The sequence below is a fragment of the Hydrophilobacter chitinilyticus genome, from assembly GCF_049860745.1.
In the GTDB taxonomy this organism is placed as follows: Bacteria; Pseudomonadota; Gammaproteobacteria; order Burkholderiales; family Burkholderiaceae_C; genus Rhodoferax_B.
Map to the genome: position 1 here is coordinate 1,176,578 of NZ_CP187561.1, position 20,611 is coordinate 1,197,188.

Consider the following 20,611-nt stretch of genomic DNA (forward strand, 5'->3'; position numbering starts at 1 on the left):
CGAGCTTTACATTGGCGCGCAGCAAGTGCGCGCTGAGAGACTGCGTATGGAGAAAACTCAAAAATGAACCTCAGTTCGAAGACTCACTCGCATCCCAATAACCACAACACCGCTTCGAGCTTTCGCTGGGCCTACCGACTTGTCGGTGCTCTCAGCGTTCTCTTCGGACTTTATTTTTTGATCGTCGGTGGCTACTTGGCTACCTTGGGCGGTAGCTTTTACTTCGTCATTGCCGGTGTTGCCACACTGGTGGCTGGCGTGCTGTTGTGGCGCGGCCGAGCGGCTGGTGCATGGCTGTACGCCGTGACGCTTTTGGCCAGCGTGGCCTGGGCGATCGCTGATGCGGGCCTGGGCTTCTGGCCGTTGTTCTCGCGCTTGTTTGCGCTGGGCGTCGTCGGCCTGCTGGTCACCTTGGTCTACCCCGCGCTGCAAGGTGTAAATGGACGTGGCCGGGGCCGTGGCGCCTATGGCCTAGCGGCCGTTTTGGCCGTGGTGCTGGTCGCCGCCTTCAGTGGCATGTTTGTGCCGCACCCCACGGTGGCCAACGGCAATGGCCCTGGGCTCACCGCAGTAGACCCAACCAAAGCGCAAAAGAACTGGGAGCACTACGGTAACACCAATGGCGGTAGCCGCTTTGCAGCACTCGATCAAATTCAGCGCAGCAACGTCGACCAACTCGACGTGGCCTGGACCTACCACACTGGCGACCTAGCCGTCAGCGATGGCAATGGCGCCGAAGACCAGTTGACCCCGCTGCAGGTGGGCGACAAGGTGTTCATCTGCACGCCACACAACAACCTGATTGCGCTGGACGCCGACACCGGCAAACAAATCTGGAAGACAGACGTCAACGCCAAATCTGCCGTGTGGCAACGTTGCCGGGGCATGGCCTACTTTGACGCCACCGTGCCGCTGAGCCAACCCACGGCTGCGAACACCACGCCCGTCAAAGCGGTTGCATTGCCGGCTGGCGCCAATTGCGCACGCCGCTTGTTGACCAACACCATCGACGCCCGCCTGATCGCCGTAGACGCCGATACCGGCGAGTTCTGTCAAGGCTTTGGCCAGAACGGTCAAGTGGACCTGAAGGCCGGCCTGGGCAATGCGCCCGATCCGCTGTACCAGTTGACCTCGCCGCCTTTGATGGCGGGTACGACCGTGGTAGTGGGTGGCCGCGTGGCCGACAACGTGCAAGCCGACATGCCTGGCGGTGTGATCCGCGGCTTTGACGTGATCACCGGTGAAATGCGTTGGGCTTTCGACCCAGGTAACCCTGACGACAAACGTCCTCCGGCAGAAGGCAAAACGTATGTGCGCAGCACGCCGAACTCGTGGGCCCCCATGTCTTATGACGCGGCTTTGAACACCGTGTTCTTGCCGATGGGCAGCCCGTCGACCGACATTTACGGCGCCGAGCGTACTGCGCTGAACCACAAGTACGGCGCCTCCATTCTGGCGGTGGACGCGACCACCGGCGTGGAGAAGTGGGTTTACCAAACCGTGCACAACGACCTGTGGGACTTCGACATTCCCATGCAGCCAAGTTTCATTGACTTTGCCAAGGCCGACGGCAGCACCGTGCCCGCACTGGTGGTGGGCACCAAGGCCGGCCAACTCTACGTGCTGGACCGCGCCACCGGACAGCCGTTGACCGAAGTGAAGAACGTGTCCGTCAACAAGGCCGACATTCCCAACGAGCCGTACTCGCCCACACAACCGCTGTCGGTGGGCATGCCGCAGATCGGCGCGCAGCACCTCACCGAGTCCGACATGTGGGGCGCCACCCCTTTTGACCAACTGCTGTGCCGCATCGCCTTCAAGAAAATGCGTTACGACGGCCTTTACACCGCGCCGGGCACCGATGTGTCGTTGAGCTTCCCTGGCTCTTTGGGCGGCATGAACTGGGGCGGCATTTCCACCGACCCGGTACATGGCTTCATCTTTGTGAACGACATGCGGCTGGGCTTGTGGATCCAGATGATTCCGTCGGCCAACCGTGGCGGCGCATCGGCCGGTGGTGAAGCGGTGAACACCGGCATGGGCGCCGTGCCACTCAAGGGCACGCCGTATGCGGTCAACAAAAACCGTTTCTTGTCAGTGGCCGGCATCCCATGCCAAGCCCCGCCTTTTGGCACGCTGACCGCTGTGGACATGAAGACGCGCCAGATCGCCTGGCAGGTGCCCGTGGGCACGGTGCGTGACACCGGACCGTTGGGCATCAAGATGCACCTGCCGATTCCGATTGGCATGCCTACGCTGGGCGGCACGCTGTCCACACAAGGCGGTCTGGTGTTTATCGCGGGCACACAAGACTACTACCTGCGCGCATTCGATAGCAGCAACGGCAGCGAAATCTGGAAAGCGCGTTTGCCCGTGGGCAGCCAGGGCGGCCCCATGACCTACCAGTCGCCCAAGACCGGTCGCCAGTACGTGGTGATCACCGCCGGTGGCGCACGCCAGTCGCCAGACCGTGGAGACTACGTGATCGCCTACGCGTTGAAACAGAAATAGGGCAAAAGTAAGGCAAAACCAGCGCAGCGGTTACGCGGCCAGCCGTGTGATTGCTTCGCGGCTACCGGCCAGTTCGCGCAGGCGAAACTTCTGGATCTTGCCGGTGGCCGTTTTAGGTAACTCGGCAAAAACCACACGCCGAGGGCATTTGAAATGTGCCAACCGGTCGCGGCAGAAGCTGATGAGTTCATCCTCTGCCAGCGGCTCGGCACCCGACTTGCGCTCGATAAAGGCGCAAGGCACCTCGCCCCATTTATCGTCCGGCTGCGCCACCACCGCTGCATGCAAAACGGCAGGGTGGCGGTGCAACACATCCTCCACCTCGACCGACGAGATGTTTTCCCCGCCAGAGATGATCACGTCTTTCGAGCGGTCGGTGATCTGCAGGTAGCCATCGGGGTGCTGCACCGCCACATCGCCGGTGTGAAACCATCCACCCGCAAAGGCTTTGGCTGTGGCCTCCGGGTTCTTCAAGTAGCCCATCATCACGGTGTTGCTGCGGATCAATAGTTCACCACTTTCTTGCCCATCACTTGCCACCGGACGAAGGGTGTCGGCGTCGGCCACCACCAAGCCTTCCAGCATTGCTGCACGCACACCTTGTCGCGCTTGCAGGCGAGACTTCTCTTGGGCTGGGAGTTCCTGCCACGCATCTTGCCTGGCACAACTGACCGATGTGCCCGAGATTTCGGTGATGCCGAAGACGTGATCCACCTCGAAGCCCATGGCCTCTACTGCCTCCAACACGGCCGCAGGCGGTGGCGAACCCGCTGTGAGTACACGCACCGGACGCGGTAGCGCTGCTCGCTCGTCAGGTGGTGTGTTGGCCATGCCGGCCAGGACGATGGGCGCTGCGCAAAAGTGGTCCACGCCGTGGTCGGTTATGGCTTTGAAGATATTCGCCGGGGTGACTTTGCGCAAACACACGTGAGTGCCCGCCGCCGCCGTGATGGCCCAGGTAAAACACCAGCCGTTGGCGTGGAACATGGGCAGCGTCCACAGGTAGGTGGGGGCGCGGGGCAGGGCCCAGTCGGTCATCTGCGTCAGGCTCATCAGGTAGGCGCCACGGTGGCTGGGCACTACACCCTTGGGGTCGCCGGTGGTGCCCGAGGTGTAGTTCAACGCGATCGGCGTCCATTCGTCGCAGGGCCAGATGCCCGCAAACGTGGGGTCGCCGCTGGCCAAAAACGTCTCGTAGTCCGTCTCGCCAATGGCGGAAAACTCAAGGCTAGTCGGCGCTTCCACGTCGTGGATGTCGATGATGCGCGGAGGCTGCGGCACGTGTGCTAACGCCCGCTGCACGAGGGGGGCGAATTCGCTGTCCACCAGCAGCACACGTGCTTCACCATGGCGCAAGATGAAGGCGATGCCTTCGGCGTCGAGCCGGCAGTTGATGGCGTTGAGCACCGCGCCCGACAGCGGTACGCCAAAGTGCGCCTCCAGCATGGCCGGTGTGTTGGGCGCCACGATGGACACGGTGTCGCCCGGCTTGACGCCCATGCGCACCAAGGCCGAGGCCAGACGGTAGCAGCGTGCGCGGGTCTGCGCCCAGGTTTGGCGCAGACGGCCATGCACGATGGCAAGCCGCTCGGGGTAGACATCGGCCGTGCGATCGAGAAACCGCAGTGGCGTCAGCGGTGCGAAGTTCGCGGCGTTGCGCTCAAGGCCCTGCGCGTAGGGCGACGAAGAATGGAATGGGCTCACGGTGAGGCCTCGGCAGGATGGTGGTCGTGAAAATGGGTGAAGTGCTGAACCGGTTCGCGGTCGCTCACCAGCGAGTTCTCGATGCGGCTGGGGTCGGCATACCCCAGGCTCATGCCACACACCAGTCGCTGACTGTCGGCGATGCCAAGCTCCCTCGCAATCAAGCGGTGGAACGTGGTGAAGGCCGCCTGCGGGCAGGTGTCCAGCCCGCGCGCCCTTGCCGCCACCATGATGCTTTGCAGGAACATGCCGTAGTCGAGAAAGCTGCCCTGTTGCATGACGCGGTCGATGGTGAAGATCAGCCCGACGGGCGCCCCGAAGAACCGAAAATTGCGGGCGTGCTGCGCGTGCATCCGGGCCTTTTCGCCCTTGGCGATGCCCAGCAAGCTGTAGAGATCCCAGCCCACCTTTCGGCGCCGCTCCACATACGGCGATACCCATTCGCTGGGGTAGTAGTCGTACGGTTCATCCAGTGCCGCCAACTGTGCTGGGTCGTCGTAGGCCGCGAGGACTGCCGTGCTGACGCGCTGTTTCACCGCGCCAGTCAACACATGCACTTGCCACGGCTGGGTGTTGACGCCCGAGGCGCAATGCCGGGCCACATCCAGAATGGCTTCGATCTCGGTGCGTGGCACTTCGGTTGGCAGAAAGGCGCGGATCGCACGGCGCGAGACGATGGCCCAGTCGACGGCGTCGCGTACCAGGTGGGGTGTGATGGGGGGCGGTGGGTTCAGGCGTTGCATGCCAACCATCGTAGGCACGCGAAGCGATTCTGAATGTTCTGAACATGACATTTGACGGCAGTGCTTTCCCTCGGGGCGCACCTAGCGGGAGTGCGCACAATCCCTGCATGTCCACTGTCTCCATTTGCCCATGACCGACCAGGCCTCCGCCCATGTTCACCTGCGTGACTTTCTGGAGGCGTCGCCATGGCGCTCCTGCCTTTCCGTCACGCAAATGGACCGCGTGGTTTTAGAGACCACGATGCGCCGCTTCGAGGGCGGCGCCACCGTGTGCCTGCGCGGTTCACCAGCGATGCACTGGCTTGCGGTGGTGGACGGCATGCTCAAGGTCGACACCATTGCCGCTGACGGTCGCGCGACCACGTTTGCCGGTGTGCCCGCAGGCGCGTGGTTTGGCGAAGGTGCCGCGCTGAAGGGCGAGCCGCGCCCCTATGCGGTGGTGGCCATTCGAGACAGCCACGTGGCCTTCATGCCGCGCGAAACCTTTCTCTGGTTGATTGACGACAGCCGCGCATTCAGCCGCTGGGTCATTGACCAATTGAACGCACGCCTCGGCCACTACGTGGCGTTGGTCGAGAGCTTTCGCCTGCACGATCTCACGGCGCGTGTGGCGTACTGTGTGTCCGAGCTGTTCAACCCGCACCTCTACCCCACGGCCAGCCGCGAGCTGGTGATTTCGCAAGAAGAGATTGCGCGGCTGTGTGGGCTGGCGCGGCAAAACACCAACCGCGCCTTGCACAAGCTGGAGCAAGCCGGGCTGCTGCGCATCCGCTATGGCGTGATCGAAGTGACCGACCTCGAAGCACTGCAGCAGTACGCACGCGGCCCGCAGTAGGATGCCAAAGTCACCATGCAGCTACCGGTTCAACGTGCGCAACAGAGGCCTGCCTCGGGGCTTGCACTGCACAAGAGGCACGACTATTCTGTGAGCGCTTGCGCTGTGCAAGCGTTAGCAGGTGCTTTGCCATGTCTCTCGCGCTCTACGGTCATCCTTTTTCTTCGTATACGCAAAAAGTGTTGGTCGCGCTGTACGAGAACCACACTTCGTTTGAGTTTCGTTCCATAGGGCCGGACACCCCGCAGCACACCGCCGACTGGCTGCGGCTGTGGCCGCTGCGCAAGTTCCCAGTGCTGCTGGACGGCGAGCGCCGCGTTGCCGAGAGCAGCATCATCATTGAATACCTGCAGCTCAAACACGCCGGTTTTGTCAGCTTGTTGCCCACGGAGCCGATGGCAGCGTTGGATGTGCGTTTCCTCGACCGCTTTTTTGATCTGCATGTGATGGCGCCTATGCAGCATGCTGTCAATGGCGCACTCACGGGCGATGCCACCAAACGCCATGACGCGCAAACAGTCGCAACGGAAAAGCTGGAACTCGCCTACGCCTGGTTGGAAACCCATCTGGCGGGCAAAACCTGGGCCGCAGGCGAACACTTCACACTGGCCGATTGCGCAGCCGCGCCGTCGCTCTTCTACGCCGACTGGACGCATCGCATCTCTGAAGCCTACTCCACACTGCGGGCCTATCGCGCGCACCTACTGGCACGCCCATCTTTCGCCCGTGCGGTCGAAGAGGCTCGTCCCTTCCGCGCCTTCTTTCCGCTGGGCGCACCTGAGCGGGATTGAATCTAGATCCCCCCTCGCGCCCTAAGCCATTAAGCGAGACGGTGTCTCGTCTTCAGCAGACCCAGCCCCAAGGCAATAAAGGTGCCCCCCACGATGCGGTTGAACAGCTTGGCACGCGCCACGACATGGCGCTTCACCAATGAGATCAGCACCACATAGAAGGCGTGCGAGATCAACGCACAGATGGCGAACGTGGTGGTCAGCAGCAGGTACTGTGAAAACAGCGGCACGTTGGGCACGATGAACTGTGGGAACAGGGCCGAGAAGAACAAAATGGATTTGGGGTTGGTCAACGAAACGCCTAGCCCCTGCGCCACCAGTTGCCAGTTTTTGCGTTCACGCCGTTGCGTGGGCGCCTGGCCCGCATCGCTGCGGATCAAGGCATCGTTGCTGCGCCAGCGCTTCACGCCCAGCCAGATCAGGTACATTGCACCCACCACCTTCATCGCCAGAAACGCATTGGCCGACATGGCCAAGATGGCGCCCATGCCGATCATCGCCAGTCCCGACACCACAAAGATGCCGGCCGAACTGCCCACCGAACTGAAGGCCGTGCGTCTGGCCCCAACGTCCATTGAGTTTGATACCGCCAGCAACACGGCCGGGCCGGGGGTAAAACACATCAGCAGAGACACGCCGCAGAAGAGGAGCCAGTGGGTGAGGGTCATGGTAGGGTGGATTTCGGTTGCCGCAAACAGCGCGTATTTTCCTCCAGATGCGGTTTGGGGCTGCGCAACGGACTCGGGTGCTGCGCAGCTATGGGCCGCCCATGCTCAGCACCTGGTGTGGCCTGCGGCAGTAGAAGACCGAAGTAAACGCCAGTTGGTTGGCGAAGTCCATTGCCGGATCCGTGCTGGCGAAAGATGTGGCCCGGCAACCTCAAGGTGTGTAGCCCCGCCTACCTCTTAGGGGACAGTATTTCTCACTCTTCATGGAGTGGGCCGGGGTGCATGGCGGCACCAAACTAGCCGTCATCGGGGGTTGCCAATACCCGAGGTGGATGTGCGAAGCGTCCACGATTTATCCGTTCAGTCGGCCATTGATCTGGCTGCTTTATAGACGCCGTTTTCTGTTCTCGGTGGCATCGGTTTACGGCGCCAGTGTCTTTTATTGCCGCTCAGTGCACGCACAAGGAAATCATCATGAAGTTTGCAAAAAACCTATCTATCGCCATGTTGGCATTGGCCTCTTCGTTCGCTTTTAGCGCCCACGCAGCAGACGACGGCGGCCTGCCAAAAGCCAAACCACCCGCAAACGCAAGTAAAAAGACGCGCGCCGAAGTGAAGGCCGACCGTGCCAAGGCCGCAAAAGAAGGCGAACTGAGCCAAAACTCGAACGCCAACCCAGTGGGTGACAAGGCCACCGTCGGCGAGAAAAAGACCCGCGCCGAAGTGAAGACAGAAACCGCCGCCGCCAAAAAAGCAGACGGTGGCACGCTGAAGACGCCTAAAGAATAAGCCAACAGGTTCTCGCAGCCACGGCTGGAGCAGGGGGCTTTTGAGTTCCTTGCTCTAGCCGTGGCTTTTTGGGCGTGGAGGTGGCCCTTTTTTGGGTTTCGTTGGTCATAGGAAGTAAGGGCGCCGAAAAACCGTCGAGCGCCTGCTTGCTAACGACCACCATGAAACCAATCTCCACATCCTCGGGCCACGGCTGGCGGCTGCTCTCGCGCAGCGCTGCGGCCGTGTTGGGCGGCTACGCCTTGGCCAGCGCCGCTGGCATCTTTTTGTCGGGCGTGTTGCCGCAAAGCCGGGGCGAGGCTGCGCTGGTCGGCTTGCAACTGAGCTTTGCCATTTACACCTGCGCCGTGATCTGGGTGTTTGCCGTAGCCGACTTGCGCCGTGTGTGGCTGGGGTTGCTGGGCACTAGCGCGCTGCTGGCGGGAGCGGGCTGGTGGCTGCTGAAGGGCGGCGTATGAGCAAGACCTCGAAAGCTTCGCACAGCGAGAGTGGCTTTCGCCAATGCATGGCTTGGTTGCACACCTGGTGCGGCCTGTGGTTTTCGTGGCTGCTGTACGCCGTTTTTTTAACCGGCACGCTGGCGGTGTTCGAAGAACCCATCACCCACTGGATGGGCCCCGAACATGCGCTGGAAGAAGCCGCTGCCGAACAGGCTCACGCGGCCAACCCGCCACCGCCCGTGACCAACCGCCCGCAGCGCCTGGCGTTCGGCGTGGCCTACATGGCGCAGCACCACCCCAAGGCCGACATGTGGGAGCTGTGGCCCATCAACCGCAGCGAGGACAACGGCTTGGTGGCCTACTGGTTCGACAAAACGGGCGGGTACGCGTCCATGGCACTCGACCCCGTGACCGGCAAGCCGCTGCCGCCAAGCGACCAGCCGCCGCTGCGTGGCACCGAGGGCGGGCACTACTTTGTCGACTTTCATTACGAGCTGCACGCTGGCGAGATTGGCCTGTGGATCGTGGGTGTGGCGGCCATGGCGATGCTGGTGGCGCTGGTGTCGGGTGTGGTCACACACAAGCGCATCTTCAAAGACTTTTTCACCTTCCGGCCGAAGAAAGGCCAACGCTCGTGGCTGGACGCGCACAACGCCGTGGCGGTGCTCACGCTGCCGTTTCTGTTCATGATTGCGTACACCGGTCTGGCAATTTCCGGCCGCACCTTTGTGCCCGCACCGGGCCTAGCGGCGTTTGCCGGGCAGGGCGCCACAGCGGCGTTTTTCAAGGCCATCAACGACCCCGGAAAACCCGCGCGCATAGGCAAGCCGTTGGCCGTGCCCGACATGGAGCCCTTTGTGGCGCGGGCCGAAAAACTCATGGGCCAGAAAGTGCGCGCGGTGGTGATCGACAACCCGGGCGATGCCTCGATGCGCATTGGTGTTTACGGCTGGAACGAAGACGCTGAACAAACCCACCGCCTCAGCGGCACCACCGGCATGGCGTCTTTTTCTGCCGCCACCGGCGAGCTGCTGCGCTTGCGCCTGCCCGGCAAGGTAGACGGTGGCGCAGCGCTGCTGGTGCAGCAAGTGATGGGCGACCTGCACATGGCCACCTTTGGCGGCCTTGCCGTGAAGTGGCTTTACTTTGTGTGCGGCCTGGCCGGCACGGCGATGATGGCCACGGGTGCCATCTTGTTCATGGTGAAGCGGCGCAGTAAACACGGTCGAGAGTTTGGTGCAGCTACCGCTGGGGTATACCGGCTGGTGGAAGGTTTGAACGTGGCGGCCATCGCCGGTTTGGCTGTCGCTTGCGTCGGCTACCTGTGGGCCAACCGGCTGGTACCGTTGGGCTTGCCGCAGCGCGGCGACTGGGAGGTGAAGGTGTTCTTCGCCGTTTGGCTGCTGACGTTGGCACACGCCTTTGTGCGCCCACCGGCACGCGCTTGGGTAGAGCAACTCTGGGCCTTGGCCGCGTTGTGTGGGCTGCTGCCGCTACTCAATTGGCTGACCACTGGCGACAAGCTGTGGACGCAAATCGAGCGCAACGATTGGGAGAGTGCGGGGGTGGAACTCACGGTGCTGGCGTTTGCTGTTTGCAGTGCGTGGGCCGCGCGGCAAGCGGGGCGCAAGCGTCCTATAAAAGCCACGCCGAAGGTACGGCCGCCCATCTCTACCCAATCTGCACTGGCTGAAACGGAGAGTGCGTGATGAGCTTGAGTTTGTGTTGCATCACCGCGTTGCTGCTGTCTTACGCCGGCATGGCCGGCCTGTGTTTGGCGATGGATCGGCACCATGCGCAGGTATGGGGTCATGACGCTACTCGGGCTGCGCGTTGGGGTTTGCGTGTGGCCGGATGGTTGCTGTTAGCGGCTGCCGTGCTGCCCTGTGTGTGGGGCTGGGGCGGCAGCGTGGGGACGGTGGTGTGGCTAGGTTTTTTGTCTGCTGGCGCCCTGTTGGTGGTCGGCGGGCTGAGTTATGCGCCGCGCTGGGCGGCGGGTGGCGCACTGGCTGCCGGGGTTGCCGGCAGCACTGCGCTTTTCTTACTGCGTTAGAACTTGCCCCGGAGCGTCACCGTGGCGCTGCGTGGCTCACCAAAATGGTTGTCGGCGTACAGCCAGCCAATGGTGCTGAAGTAGCGCTTGTCAAACAGGTTGTTGATGTTTAACGCGGCCGACCACTGCTTGTTGATCTGGTAGCCCAGGCGCGCGTTCCACACCGCGTAGCCCGGTTGTGTGATGCGGTCTACGCCGCCCGTGCCGCCGTAGTTGCTGTGGAAGTTTTCGCTCTGGATGTTGGCCCCGGCGCCCACGTTCCAGGCGTTCAGGTCGCCAGGCAGGCGGTAGTCCAGCGCCACACGCAGCAGGTGGCGCGGTGTGTAGGTGTTGGCGGCCAGGCCAACCTGGGTGTCGTCTTCCGGGTTGCTGCGGTACTTGTTGCTGGTGTAGGTGTAGCCCGCGAAGAGCTGCAGCCCGCGTGCCACTTCACCGCTGATTTCGGCATCCAACCCCTGGCTGCGCACCTTCCCTGATGAGACGTAGCAGTTGGAACCATCACAACCATCGATGTACTGCGCGCGGTTGACCTGGTCGATGCGGAACAGCGCAAAGGCGGTGTTGAGCTTGCCATCCAAAAACTCGCCCTTCACGCCGGCCTCGTAGTTGCTGCCTTTGATGGGTTTGAGAAACTGGCCGGCCGTGTCCTCTTCGCCCTGGGGTTGGAACACGTCGGTGTAGCTCACGTAGGCCGACCAGTTGGGCGTCAGGTCGTAGATCAAGCCGCCATATGGCGTGAATTCGTGTTTGGCTTCCATGATGCTGGTGCTTTGCACACCGCTCAGGTATTTTTGCGAATCGACCTGGTACTTGTAGCTGCCCACGCGACCACCCAGCACCAGCGTGAGCGGCTGTGCGAGCTTAAGACGCGCCACGCCGTACAAGCCATCTTGGCGCACCGTGCGTTGCGAAGTCGTGGTGTACGTGGTGTTCATCAACTCGGCCAGCGACGGGTCACGCGGCGACACCGGGTTGTAGATGTTCATGGGGCCCAGGTTGATCAAGCCTGCGGCCAGGTCGTCGGTCTTCAGGCGGCTGGCGTTGGCGCCTACCACCACCTGGTGTTGTAGGCCCCAGGCTTCGAAGTGGCCGGTGAGGTTCACGTCCAGGCCACGGTTGGTGTTTTCAAACTCGTACAGGTAGGCGCGCGACACCATGCCATCACCCGTGGCCGCATTCACGGCGCCGCGACCAAACGAGTACTTCATGTCGTTGGTTTCTTTCAGCGCCATACCGGCCGCCTTCAAAGTCCATTGGTCGTTGAAGCGGTGGGTCAGGTCGGCAAAGAACGTGGTTTGTTTGTTCTGCCAGTTGTTCCAGCTGGCCCCCGTGAAGGTGGAGCGGCGCACGTTGACGGCGCTGCCATCGGTGTTGCGCGGCAGGCCGCCCCAGTAGGGCAGTGAGTCCAAGTCTTCAAGGCTCACACCCGCTGCAATGGTGGTGGCTGGCGACAGGTCGTATTCGAGCACGCCGTAAAGCACGTTCTTGCGGCTCTTGGCGGTGTCGTAGTAGTAGCGTTGGTCTTCTGCCGACAGCCCGGCGCGCCCGCGCAGGCTGCCATCGGCATTGAGTGCGCCGCTGGCGTCCAGCGTGGTGCGGTAGTGATTCCACGAGCCCGCGCTGGCCGTGAAAGCAAACGTCTTCTCCGCCGTGGGGCGTTTGCGCACCAGGTTCAGTGTGCCGCCAGGGCTGCCCGCGCCTTGCAGCAAGCCGGCGGGGCCGCGCAGAACCTCCACGCGATCATACAAAAAGGCATCGTTGGTGAAGCCGCTGCCAATGGCGTAAGACGAGCGCTCCAGCGGCACGCCGTCGTATTGGAAGGTGCTGAACAAGAAGCCGCGCGAGTAGTAGTACTTGCCGCCCGACGGGCTTTGGAACGTGGTGATGCCGGTGGTGGCTTCCATTACCTCGTCCAGCGTGTAGAGGTTTTGGTCGTCCATGCGCTGGCGCGTCACCACCGAGATCGACTGCGGGATCTCGCGCAAGTCCAAATCGCCTCGGCCGATGGTCACGGCGCGGCTGGTGTACGAGGCCGTGCCTTCGGTAACGGCGCTGCGTTCGGCTTGTGCGGTGACCTGCACTTCGCCCAAGGTGGCTGCGCCCGTGGTGCCCGCAGTGGTTGCGGCAGCCGCCGAAGCGCCGCCTACCGCACGGCGCAGTGTGTAGCCGCCACCTTCACGTGGCACGGCCTCCAGCCCGCTGCCGGCCAGCAGTTGGGTAAAGCCGGAGTTGAGTGTGTGGCTGCCATGCAAACCGCTGGTGTTGCGCCCATCGGTGAGCGTGGGTTCAAACGACAAGGTGATGCCCGCACTCGCGGCAAAGCGCGACAAGGCCGGGCCCAAAGCGCCGGCCGGAATGTCGTAGGTGGCGCTGCGTGCTGACGGGGTAGCGGGCGCGGTCTGCGCCATCACCGTAGAGCCCGCCGCAAGGGCGAGACTGACACACAGGCTGCGTGTGCCAAGGGTCACAGCGTTAAAACGAAAAGAGATGAAGGCCATGGATTCCTCTGTTGTCGATGCCGCGATCACAGCGCGGCTCCATGGCTTGCCCGACGAGATTTTGAAAAGGGACAACGGAATCGAAAATATTTCAGAACTTTTTTTAGGCCGGAATTTAGGCCGGTACCACCGTGACCCAGTAGCGCGTGCGCAGCACCACCTGCACCGGCAGCGTGCTGGCCAACATCGACAACACGTAGTCCGTGTCCGCCAACTGGAACGCGCCCGAGATGCGCAAGCCCGCCACTTCGGGCGTGCAATGCAGCACGCCGGGCCGGTAGCGCGACAACTCGGCGCAGAAGTCGACGAGGCGCATGTTGTCGGCGTACAGCACGCCGGCCGTCCACGTCAGGGCTTCGGGTGACGCCGGTTGCGGTGTGCCCGCGCCTTGTGTGGTGAGCACGGTTTGTTGACCGGCGGGCAGCACCAGCGCAGGATTGGACGCGCCACGCAGCGTGACTTCTACCGCGCCTTCGGTCACGTTGAGCCGTACCGGGCTGCTGGGGCCGTCCTGGTCTTGCCGCACGGTGAAACGCGTGCCCAATGCACGCAGGCGGCCTTGCGCCGTCTCCACCACGAACGGGCGGTGTTGCGGTGCGGGGTCGGGGGCGGTTGTGATCAAAATTGCCCCTGCGCGCAGTACCACGGTGCGCAAGCCGCTATCAAACTGGATGTTCACCGCGCTGGCGGTGTCGAGCAGAATGCGGCTGCCATCGGCCAGTGTGATCTCGCGCCGCTCGCCGGTGGCGGTGTGGTGGTCGGCCGTCCATTGCGCCCATGGCGCCATGCGCCAGCCGAGCCACGCAGCCGGTGCCACGGTGCCCAACACCGCCAGCGTGCGCAGGGCAGCGCGGCGGTTGTTGCGCTGCTGGCGGGCGAGCACGGGCACACCCAGTTGGGCCGGCACGGCACCAAACTTTTGCGACAAACGCTCAGCGCGTTGCCACGCCTGTTGGTGCGCCGGGTGCGCGTTGCGCCAGCCTTCAAAGGCGGCGTGGTCGGCGGCGTTGGCTTCGCCAGAATGCAGGCGCACCAGCCACTGCGCGGCTTCGCGCAACACTGTTGGTTCCATGGTGGTGCTCATTCGACCATTACTCCATGACGGCCAGGCAGCGCTCAAAGCCTTGCGCCATGTAGCGCTTCACCGTGCGTTCGCTCAACTGCAGCCGCTCGGCAATCTGCACGTAGGTCAGGCCTTCGAGTTGGGACAACACAAAGGCTTCGCGTGCTTTGGGAGCCATGCCGTCGAGCATGGCGTCAATTTCGTCCAGCGTTTGCAGCAGTTGCAAACGGTCTTCGGGCGACATGGCCAAGGGCTCGGGCAGCAGGGCCAGCGTGTCCAGCCACGCTTGCTCCAACGCCTTGCGCCGCCAGTGTTCACTCACCACGCCTTTGGCCAGCGTGGTGAGGTATGCGCGCGGTTCGCGCAGCGTGGGCAACACCTGCGGCCGCAGCAACACACGCACAAAAGTGTCTTGCGCCAAATCGGCCGCGCTATGGCTGCAACCCAGGCGCCGCAACAGCCAGATACGCAGCCAGCCGTGGTGGTCGGTGTAGAGCGATTGCACGGTGACGGTGGGAGAAGCTGTAGATGCTGGGGGCATGGCGCAGCGGCGTCGAGCTGGTTTAGTTGCGAATTATTCTCATTTTATGGCGACTTTACAAAATGCGGATACAACTAGAATAAGAATTATTCTTATTTAAAATGGGTGGATTACCCGTTTTTCGCTTTCTGCCCGGAATCACCATGCCAGCCGCCGACCACGCACTTCAGCGCGACATCGCCACCCTCTACACCGACCACCACGGTTGGCTGCAGGGCTGGCTGCGCAAGAAGCTAGGCAACACCTTTGACGCTGCTGACCTGGCGCAAGACACCTTCATGCGCATCCTCTCGGCGCGCAACCCGGTGGCGATTGTTGAGCCGCGCGCCTACCTCACCACGGTAGCGCGGGGCGTGCTGGTCAACTGGTACAAGCGCCAGGCGCTGGAGCGCGCGTATCTGGAAGCGCTGGCGTTGTTGCCCGAGCCCGAGGCGCCATCACCCGAACACCGCGCCATCATTCTGGAAACGCTGCACGAGATCGACGCCATGCTGGACGCACTGCAACCATTGGCGCGGCGTGTGTTTTTGCTCTCGCAGCTCGAAGGCCTGAAGTACGAAGACATTGCAACTCAGACGGGTGTGTCGCTCACCACTGTAAAGCGCTACATGCGCGAGGCGTTCCGGCAATGTATGGAGCTAATGGCATGACCCGTGCGCTGGACATGCCCAACCTCTCGCCGCAGGTGCTGGACGAGGCCGCCGACTGGCTGATGCAACTGAACGACAGCGCCGTGTCGGATGCCGATCGTGCGGCCTTTGAACGCTGGCGCCAAAGCCACCCCGCGCACGCCCAAGCCTGGAGCCGTGCCGAGCAACTGATGCAAAAGTTTGGCGGCCTGCCCGCGTCGCTGGCCATGCCCGCGCTGAACCGGCCGTTGCGAGCACGCGGCCCCACGCGGCGTGCTGCGGTGGCCAAGCTCGCCGCGCTGCTGGCCGTGGCGCCCGCCGGTTGGGCGGCGTGGCAGATGGCCAGCCGCAGCGGGTGGACGGCCGATTACCGCACCGTCACCGGCGAGTCGCGCGAGGTCACCCTGGCCGATGGCACACAGGTAACCTTGTCCACCGCCACCGCCATCGATGTGCGCTTTGACGGCGCGCAGCGCTTCATCCATCTGCGCGCGGGCGAGATTTGGGTGCAGACGGCACAAGATACCGCCAGTACCTACCGCCCGTTTCGCGTCGGCACGGCGCAGGGGCAGATGCAAGCGCTCGGCACCCGTTTCAGCGTGCGCCAGCAAGAAGCGCGCACCCATGTGGCGGTGCTGGAAAGCGCGGTGCGCATCGAGCCGCGCGGGGCAGCTTCTGTGGTGGTGCAGGCCGGGCAACAAACTTCGTTCAGCGACAGCAGCGTGGCCGAGCTGCTGCCGGTGGACGAAAGCGCCGTCGCCTGGCGTCAAGGCATGTTGCTGGCCGACAACCTGTGCCTGGCCGACTTCTGCGCCGAGCTTGACCGCTGGCGTAGCGGCTTCTTGCGTGTCGACCCAGCCGTGGCCAACGTGCGCATTTCGGGCGCGTTTCCGCTGGCCGAGCCGGAGCGTGCGTTGACCATGCTGGTGTCCACCTACCCGGTGGATGCGGCGACGCGTTTGCGGGGTTATTGGGTCACGCTGGTGCCACGTTAAGCCTTTCGTAGAAATAAATTTCAAAAAGGGTGAGACTTTTTCGCGCGTCGGTTGGCAAGGAAAGAGAAGTCTTTAACTTGTCTTTCCGAAAGGTCTCCAGTTCATGTCCGCCGCCCGTCCCGCCGCCCGTCCTACCGCCCATTTTCCCGATCCTGTTCGTCCGTCCGTTCGCGCCATCCGCGCGGCTCTTTTGGGCATGGCGCTGGCCGCTGTGGCCGGTGCCAGCACCCAAGCCCTCGCGGCCGATGCCCCTGCGCTGGTCGACAGCACACCCAAAGTCTATAACCTGCCAGCGGGCCCGTTGGGGCGCACCTTGTCGGGCGTGGCTACGGGGGGCGGTGTGGCGCTGTCGTTTGACCCAGCGTTGACCGAAGGGCTGACCAGCCCCGCGCTGCAAGGCCACTACCCGGTGCGCGAAGCCATGGCGCGGCTGTTGGCCGGCAGTGGACTGCAAATGGTGCCGCGCAATGACGGCAGCTACACGCTGCGCAAACAGGAAGCTGGCGCGGCAGGTGCAACGGGTGCAGCAGCCGCGACCGGCACCACCTTGGGGGCCGTGACCGTGACCGCACAAGCCGAGCGTAGCGCCACCACCGAAGGCACGGGCGCTTACGCCGCGCGCACCGTCACACTGGTCAAAGACGAAGTCGCGTTGAAAGACATTCCGCAGTCCATCAGCGTGGTCACGCGCCAGCGCATGGACGACCAGAACCTCGTCAGCCTGAGCGACGTGGTGAACAACACCACCGGCCTGGTGGCCACCCAGGGCATGGGCCCCGGCATTGCCGTGACCTCGCGCGGTTTCTTGATCGACACCATGCAATACGACGGCGTGGGTGTGCCGCGCAACACCTACTCACTTGGCAACTGGGGCACGGAGTCGCTGGTGTTGTACGACCGTGTGGAAGTGCTGCGCGGTGCCGCAGGCTTGCTGCAAGGCGCGGGCAGCCCCGGTGGCGCCATCAACTTTGTGCGCAAGCGCGGCCAGGCCGAGTCCACCATCACCTTGACCGCCAAAGCCGGTTCGTGGGATCACTATGGCGCCCAATTGGATGCCGGTGGCCCACTGAATGCCGAGGGCAGCTTGCGTGGCCGCCTGGTGCTGGACGAAGACAAAACCCACTCGTTCATCGACAGCTTGTGGAGCCGCACCACCACCGCCTACGCCGCGCTGGACTACGACATCAGCGCGCAGACCACCGTGGGCATCGGCGCGAGCAACAAAAACACCGAAGGCCGCCCCAGCTTCATTGGCCTGCCGCGTTACAGCGATGGCAGCGACATTGGCCTGCCACGCTCCACCTTCACCGGCTCCAACTGGAACCGCGCCAACAACGAGCAGACCAGCGTCTACGCCGACCTGGAGCACCGCTTCAATGACCGTTGGAAGTTGAAGGCATCGGCCCTGGGCATGAACGAGCGCAACAGTTCGCTGCACCAGCGAATGGCCGGCACCGTGAGCGCCGATGGCAGTGGCCCGATGTATGGCGACTTCGGCACCCATTTGACGGGGGAACAGCGCGCGTTCGACATCTATCTGCGCGGCGGTTTTGATGCGCTGGGTTTGCAACATGACATTGTGGTCGGCGCCAACTACTCAAAGTACACCACCGACGACGCCATTGCCCGCGCCTGGACGCGGGGCGGCAATATCTTCAACATCGACCACAACCGCGCAGAGCCCACCTTCGCCAGCATTGCTGATCGTGGCGTCAGCACCCAGAGCAATTACGACACCGAGCAAAAGGGCGTGTATGGCACCTGGCGCGCCAAGCTCACCGAGCAACTGACGTCGATTGTGGGCGCGCGCGTGAGCTGGTACGACCAAACCTACGCCCAACCGGCCGACGACTACAAAGACGTGTCCAGTGCCACCGGCAAGGTCACGCCATATGTGGGCCTTGTCTACGCCCTGAACAAACAATGGTCGACCTACGCCAGCTACAGCGACGTGTTTGAACCCCAGTCGGTGCGCAGCGTGGCCGGCACGGCCTTGCCACCAGTGCTGGGCCACAACATCGAACTGGGCTTGAAGGGCGAGTTGCTGGACGGCCGCGTGAACACCTCGTTTGCCGTGTTCCGCTACGACCACAAGAACCGCGCGGTGACCGACTTTGCCTCGGGCTATGCCTGCGACGGCTGGTACTGCTCCAGTGCCGCAGGCAAGGTGCGCAGCCAGGGCTTCGAGGCTGAGGTCAGCGGCGAAGTGCTGCGCGGCCTGCAACTCACCGCTGGCTACACCTACAACACCACCAAGTACCTGGAAGACCCCGAACTCAAAGGCGAAGCCTTCAGCACTTGGACGCCCAAGCATCTGGCGCGCATCTGGGCCGACTACAAATTGCCCGGCGACTGGAGCCGCTTAAGCGTGGGCGGCGGTGTCAACGTGCAAAGCAAGGCCGGCAGCTTCGACCGTTTGTTTGACGTGCCAGGTTTTGCCGTTTGGGGCGCCCGTGCGGCGTTCCAGGTCACGCCCACCACGTCGATCGCGGTCAACATCAACAACGTGTTCAACAAGCGCTACTACATCGCGTCGTACAACGGCATCGATGGCAGCAACTACTACGGCGACCCGCGCAACGTGATGTTCACGTTGAAGTACACGCCCAAGTTTTGAGGCTCTGCGGCAGGCGATGTAACCCCATCTAGAATGCGAACCATTCTTATTTGAATGGTCGCCCATGTCTGCCGCAGAAACAATCTTGCACCGCCAGGTTCACACGCTTTACCGCGACCACCACCCTTGGCTACAAGGCTGGCTGCGCAGGAAATTGGGCGACACCTTTGACGCGGCCGACTTGGCGCAAGACACTTTTGTGCGGCTGCTTACCGCGCCCGCTACGCAGGCCATTGGCCCCGCCGCAGAGAGCGTGTTGCGCGAGCCGCGCGCCTACCTCGCCACGGTGGCGCGGCGACTGTTGATCAACCATGTGCGCCGCCAATCGCTGGAGCAAGCCTATCTGGCCGCGCTGGCGGCTTTACCCGAACCACAGGCGCCTTCGCCCGAGCAGCAGTTGGTGATCTTGCAGGCGTTGCAAGAGGTCGACGCCATGCTCGACGGCTTGCCACAGAAGGTGCGTGCGGTGTTCATCCTTTCGCAGATTGATGGCCTGACCTACGCCGAGATTGCCGATGAATTGCAGATCGGCTTGCGCTCCGTCAAACGCTACATGGCGCAAGCCATGACCGAGTGCATTCTGCTCGCCGCATGAGTCGTACAAGTCGCATGAGTGCCTTGCCCCCATTCCCATCGCCCACGCGCCCCTTGGAGCGCCAGGTCGCGGCGCAAGCGGCCGAGTGGTTTGTGTTGCTGCATTCGGGCGAGGCCACTGCCGCAGAACACAGTCGTTTTGAAAAATGGCTGGCCAGTCACACTGAGCACGCGCGCGCCTGGCAACGCGCACAGCAGGTGAGCGGGCGCGCGGGTGGCATTCCGTCGGCTCTTGGTTCTGCGGTGCTGCGCCGCCCGCGCAACCGGCGCGATGCCGTGCGTTTGCTCACCACGCTGATGGTGGCGGCACCAGTGGGCTGGCTCGCTTGGCGCGTCGCGCCATGGCAGCAGTGGACGGCCACTTACGCCACCGCCACCGGCGAGCAACGCGAGCTGGTGTTGGCCGACGGCAGCCGCATCGTGCTCGACACCGGCAGCGCGGTCGACATACGGTTTGATGCCCAGCAGCGCACGCTGCTGCTGCGCGCCGGCGCTATCTTGGCGACCACCGCACCCGACCCCGCCCCGCAACATCGCCCCTTTATCGTGGCCACGGCGCAGGGCACGGCGCGCGCGATCGGCACGCGCTTCACGGTGCGGCAAGAGGCGCACCGCAGCCAGGTGGCGGTGCTGCAAGGCGCGGTGGAAATCAAGCTGCGCGACGGCTCGGCGCAGCAGCTTTTGCAAGCCGGTCAACAAACGTCTTTTGCTGAAGCGCAGATCGACGCGGTGGAGCCCGTCTCTGCCAGCGCCGGGCAGTGGGCGCGCGGTGTTCTGGCGGTAGACGACATGCGCCTGGATGCCTTTGCGGCCGAGCTGGCGCGTTACCGCCCGGGCCTGTTGCGCTGTGACGATGCCGTGGCGGGGCTGCGCATCACCGGTGCCTTTCAACTGCACGATACCGACGCCATCTTGCACAACGTGGCCCACGTGTTGCCGGTGCAGGTGCTGTACCGCACACGGTATTGGGTCACGCTCGCGGCGCGAGATTGAGCCTTTCGAGGCGCCGCACATCGGTGCGATGAAGCGCGTGCAACTATTTTTCTAAAACCTGGCTTTTTATTGGCCCCTTTTCTGCGCGTGGTGTGTCCTGTTCGATGTCACCTCTCTACATCGACGGAATATCCCGAAGGAACTACG

The 20,611-nt window shown here is 63.1% G+C and carries 18 protein-coding genes; 12 read left to right on the top strand and 6 right to left on the bottom strand.

Annotated features, from left to right (window positions below; translation table 11 throughout):
* The first annotated feature begins 63 nt into the window (after window positions 1–63).
* On the top strand, window positions 64–2,511 hold the full coding sequence (locus ACPWMG_RS05370) for a glucose/quinate/shikimate family membrane-bound PQQ-dependent dehydrogenase (RefSeq protein WP_483303627.1): 2,448 nt from the start codon (window positions 64–66) through the stop codon (window positions 2,509–2,511).
* A gap of 30 nt (window positions 2,512–2,541) precedes the next feature.
* On the opposite strand, the gene ACPWMG_RS05375 is transcribed toward ACPWMG_RS05370, so the two are convergent.
* Window positions 2,542–4,215, bottom strand: coding sequence for an acyl-CoA synthetase (locus tag ACPWMG_RS05375; RefSeq protein WP_483303628.1), 1,674 nt, complete (start codon window positions 4,213–4,215; stop codon window positions 2,542–2,544).
* Window positions 4,212–4,958: a nitroreductase gene (locus ACPWMG_RS05380; RefSeq protein ID WP_483303629.1), complete on the bottom strand. Its 747-nt coding sequence runs from the start codon at window positions 4,956–4,958 to the stop codon at window positions 4,212–4,214. The genes ACPWMG_RS05375 and ACPWMG_RS05380 overlap by 4 nt, the downstream gene beginning before the upstream one ends.
* A gap of 130 nt (window positions 4,959–5,088) precedes the next feature.
* Here ACPWMG_RS05380 and ACPWMG_RS05385 point away from each other — a divergent pair, with 130 nt between their 5' ends.
* Both ACPWMG_RS05385 and ACPWMG_RS05390 read left to right on the top strand, forming a co-directional pair.
* On the top strand, window positions 5,089–5,793 hold the full coding sequence (locus tag ACPWMG_RS05385) for a Crp/Fnr family transcriptional regulator (RefSeq protein WP_483303630.1): 705 nt from the start codon (window positions 5,089–5,091) through the stop codon (window positions 5,791–5,793).
* 131 nt (window positions 5,794–5,924) lie between these two features.
* Window positions 5,925–6,584, top strand: a complete 660-nt coding sequence (locus tag ACPWMG_RS05390; RefSeq protein WP_483303631.1) for a glutathione S-transferase family protein — start codon at window positions 5,925–5,927, stop codon at window positions 6,582–6,584.
* Window positions 6,585–6,613: 29 nt separating this feature from the next.
* Here the strand turns inward: ACPWMG_RS05390 and ACPWMG_RS05395 are convergent, their stop codons facing one another.
* Window positions 6,614–7,252, bottom strand: coding sequence for a LysE family translocator (locus tag ACPWMG_RS05395; protein WP_483303632.1), 639 nt, complete (start codon window positions 7,250–7,252; stop codon window positions 6,614–6,616).
* Window positions 7,253–7,726: 474 nt separating this feature from the next.
* Between ACPWMG_RS05395 and ACPWMG_RS05400 the strand changes: the two genes are divergently transcribed.
* From ACPWMG_RS05400 to ACPWMG_RS05415, 4 genes are all read left to right on the top strand, one after another.
* Window positions 7,727–8,041: a DUF4148 domain-containing protein gene (locus ACPWMG_RS05400; protein WP_483303633.1), complete on the top strand. Its 315-nt coding sequence runs from the start codon at window positions 7,727–7,729 to the stop codon at window positions 8,039–8,041.
* Between the two features lie 161 nt (window positions 8,042–8,202).
* Window positions 8,203–8,499, top strand: a complete 297-nt coding sequence (locus ACPWMG_RS05405) for a hypothetical protein (RefSeq protein WP_483303634.1) — start codon at window positions 8,203–8,205, stop codon at window positions 8,497–8,499.
* Entirely contained in the window at window positions 8,496–10,190 is a 1,695-nt protein-coding gene (locus tag ACPWMG_RS05410) for a PepSY-associated TM helix domain-containing protein (protein WP_483303635.1), read from the top strand. Before ACPWMG_RS05405 ends, ACPWMG_RS05410 begins: the two co-directional genes overlap by 4 nt.
* Window positions 10,190–10,534, top strand: coding sequence for a DUF3325 domain-containing protein (locus ACPWMG_RS05415; protein WP_483303636.1), 345 nt, complete (start codon window positions 10,190–10,192; stop codon window positions 10,532–10,534). Before ACPWMG_RS05410 ends, ACPWMG_RS05415 begins: the two co-directional genes overlap by 1 nt.
* On the opposite strand, the gene ACPWMG_RS05420 is transcribed toward ACPWMG_RS05415, so the two are convergent.
* The 3 genes from ACPWMG_RS05420 to ACPWMG_RS05430 form a co-directional block, all read right to left on the bottom strand.
* Entirely contained in the window at window positions 10,531–13,032 is a 2,502-nt protein-coding gene (locus ACPWMG_RS05420; RefSeq protein ID WP_483303637.1) for a TonB-dependent siderophore receptor, read from the bottom strand. The two genes, ACPWMG_RS05415 and ACPWMG_RS05420, sit on opposite strands and share 4 nt — an antisense overlap.
* Before the next feature lie 115 nt (window positions 13,033–13,147).
* Complete coding sequence (locus ACPWMG_RS05425; RefSeq protein WP_483303638.1) at window positions 13,148–14,116, bottom strand: FecR domain-containing protein; 969 nt, start codon at window positions 14,114–14,116, stop codon at window positions 13,148–13,150.
* Between the two features lie 7 nt (window positions 14,117–14,123).
* A complete protein-coding gene (locus tag ACPWMG_RS05430; RefSeq protein ID WP_483303639.1) occupies window positions 14,124–14,636 on the bottom strand; it encodes a sigma-70 family RNA polymerase sigma factor in 513 nt (170 codons plus the stop codon).
* 143 nt (window positions 14,637–14,779) lie between these two features.
* Here ACPWMG_RS05430 and ACPWMG_RS05435 point away from each other — a divergent pair, with 143 nt between their 5' ends.
* The 5 genes from ACPWMG_RS05435 to ACPWMG_RS05455 all read left to right on the top strand — a co-directional run bounded on the left by ACPWMG_RS05435 (window position 14,780) and on the right by ACPWMG_RS05455 (window position 20,464).
* Complete coding sequence (locus tag ACPWMG_RS05435) at window positions 14,780–15,286, top strand: sigma-70 family RNA polymerase sigma factor (protein WP_483303640.1); 507 nt, start codon at window positions 14,780–14,782, stop codon at window positions 15,284–15,286.
* Window positions 15,283–16,260 carry a FecR domain-containing protein gene (locus ACPWMG_RS05440; RefSeq protein ID WP_483303641.1) on the top strand — a complete coding sequence of 326 codons (978 nt, stop codon included), beginning with the start codon at window positions 15,283–15,285 and terminating at the stop codon, window positions 16,258–16,260. The genes ACPWMG_RS05435 and ACPWMG_RS05440 overlap by 4 nt, the downstream gene beginning before the upstream one ends.
* A gap of 103 nt (window positions 16,261–16,363) precedes the next feature.
* On the top strand, window positions 16,364–18,877 hold the full coding sequence (locus ACPWMG_RS05445) for a TonB-dependent siderophore receptor (protein ID WP_483303642.1): 2,514 nt from the start codon (window positions 16,364–16,366) through the stop codon (window positions 18,875–18,877).
* A 64-nt stretch (window positions 18,878–18,941) separates the two neighbouring features.
* Window positions 18,942–19,472 carry a sigma-70 family RNA polymerase sigma factor gene (locus ACPWMG_RS05450; protein WP_483303643.1) on the top strand — a complete coding sequence of 177 codons (531 nt, stop codon included), beginning with the start codon at window positions 18,942–18,944 and terminating at the stop codon, window positions 19,470–19,472.
* 14 nt (window positions 19,473–19,486) lie between these two features.
* Window positions 19,487–20,464 carry a FecR domain-containing protein gene (locus ACPWMG_RS05455; RefSeq protein ID WP_483303644.1) on the top strand — a complete coding sequence of 326 codons (978 nt, stop codon included), beginning with the start codon at window positions 19,487–19,489 and terminating at the stop codon, window positions 20,462–20,464.
* Window positions 20,465–20,611: the final 147 nt, after the last annotated feature.

What these genes read in the sequence shown, in the direction of transcription:
- ACPWMG_RS05370 (WP_483303627.1), top strand. Translation starts at nt 64, where the DNA reads ATGAACCTCAGTTCGAAGACTCACTCGCATCCCAATAACCACAACACC.
- ACPWMG_RS05380 (WP_483303629.1), bottom strand. Translation starts at nt 4,958, where the DNA reads ATGCAACGCCTGAACCCACCGCCCCCCATCACACCCCACCTGGTACGC.
- ACPWMG_RS05385 (WP_483303630.1), top strand. Translation starts at nt 5,089, where the DNA reads ATGACCGACCAGGCCTCCGCCCATGTTCACCTGCGTGACTTTCTGGAG.
- ACPWMG_RS05390 (WP_483303631.1), top strand. Translation starts at nt 5,925, where the DNA reads ATGTCTCTCGCGCTCTACGGTCATCCTTTTTCTTCGTATACGCAAAAA.
- ACPWMG_RS05395 (WP_483303632.1), bottom strand. Translation starts at nt 7,252, where the DNA reads ATGACCCTCACCCACTGGCTCCTCTTCTGCGGCGTGTCTCTGCTGATG.
- ACPWMG_RS05400 (WP_483303633.1), top strand. Translation starts at nt 7,727, where the DNA reads ATGAAGTTTGCAAAAAACCTATCTATCGCCATGTTGGCATTGGCCTCT.
- ACPWMG_RS05405 (WP_483303634.1), top strand. Translation starts at nt 8,203, where the DNA reads ATGAAACCAATCTCCACATCCTCGGGCCACGGCTGGCGGCTGCTCTCG.
- ACPWMG_RS05410 (WP_483303635.1), top strand. Translation starts at nt 8,496, where the DNA reads ATGAGCAAGACCTCGAAAGCTTCGCACAGCGAGAGTGGCTTTCGCCAA.
- ACPWMG_RS05415 (WP_483303636.1), top strand. Translation starts at nt 10,190, where the DNA reads ATGAGCTTGAGTTTGTGTTGCATCACCGCGTTGCTGCTGTCTTACGCC.
- ACPWMG_RS05420 (WP_483303637.1), bottom strand. Translation starts at nt 13,032, where the DNA reads ATGGCCTTCATCTCTTTTCGTTTTAACGCTGTGACCCTTGGCACACGC.
- ACPWMG_RS05425 (WP_483303638.1), bottom strand. Translation starts at nt 14,116, where the DNA reads ATGAGCACCACCATGGAACCAACAGTGTTGCGCGAAGCCGCGCAGTGG.
- ACPWMG_RS05430 (WP_483303639.1), bottom strand. Translation starts at nt 14,636, where the DNA reads ATGCCCCCAGCATCTACAGCTTCTCCCACCGTCACCGTGCAATCGCTC.
- ACPWMG_RS05435 (WP_483303640.1), top strand. Translation starts at nt 14,780, where the DNA reads ATGCCAGCCGCCGACCACGCACTTCAGCGCGACATCGCCACCCTCTAC.
- ACPWMG_RS05440 (WP_483303641.1), top strand. Translation starts at nt 15,283, where the DNA reads ATGACCCGTGCGCTGGACATGCCCAACCTCTCGCCGCAGGTGCTGGAC.
- ACPWMG_RS05445 (WP_483303642.1), top strand. Translation starts at nt 16,364, where the DNA reads ATGTCCGCCGCCCGTCCCGCCGCCCGTCCTACCGCCCATTTTCCCGAT.
- ACPWMG_RS05450 (WP_483303643.1), top strand. Translation starts at nt 18,942, where the DNA reads ATGTCTGCCGCAGAAACAATCTTGCACCGCCAGGTTCACACGCTTTAC.
- ACPWMG_RS05455 (WP_483303644.1), top strand. Translation starts at nt 19,487, where the DNA reads ATGAGTGCCTTGCCCCCATTCCCATCGCCCACGCGCCCCTTGGAGCGC.